Origin of the sequence: Cellulosimicrobium sp. CpK407, from assembly GCF_051844275.1 — a bacterium.
In the GTDB taxonomy this organism is placed as follows: Bacteria; Actinomycetota; Actinomycetes; order Actinomycetales; family Cellulomonadaceae; genus Cellulosimicrobium; species Cellulosimicrobium cellulans_G.
Genome location: NZ_JBGNYC010000131.1, coordinates 1 through 204, shown reverse-complemented (window position 1 = coordinate 204; position 204 = coordinate 1). Strand labels below are relative to the sequence as shown.

1 protein-coding gene is annotated in these 204 nt (G+C 71.6%); it reads left to right on the top strand.

Annotation, left to right across the window (positions count from 1 at the left end; genetic code table 11):
* On the top strand, positions 1-204 hold a 204-nt coding region (locus tag ABWU78_RS21035), incomplete at both ends, for a glycosyltransferase family 2 protein (protein WP_439159414.1).

Genomic DNA, 204 nt, shown 5'->3' with positions numbered 1-204 from the left:
ACTCAACCGCGGCAACCGCGCCTCCGTCTCCTGGACGACCGACCCGATCGTCACGAAGCCCTTCTTCCCGTGGCTTCCCGGCACCGGCGCGGGGACCATGGGCGTCCGCCGTGCCGTCTTCGAGGAGGTCGGCGGGTTCGACGAGTCGCTCGTGACCGGTGAGGACGTCGACCTGTCGTGGCGGGTCCAGCTCGCCGGGCACCC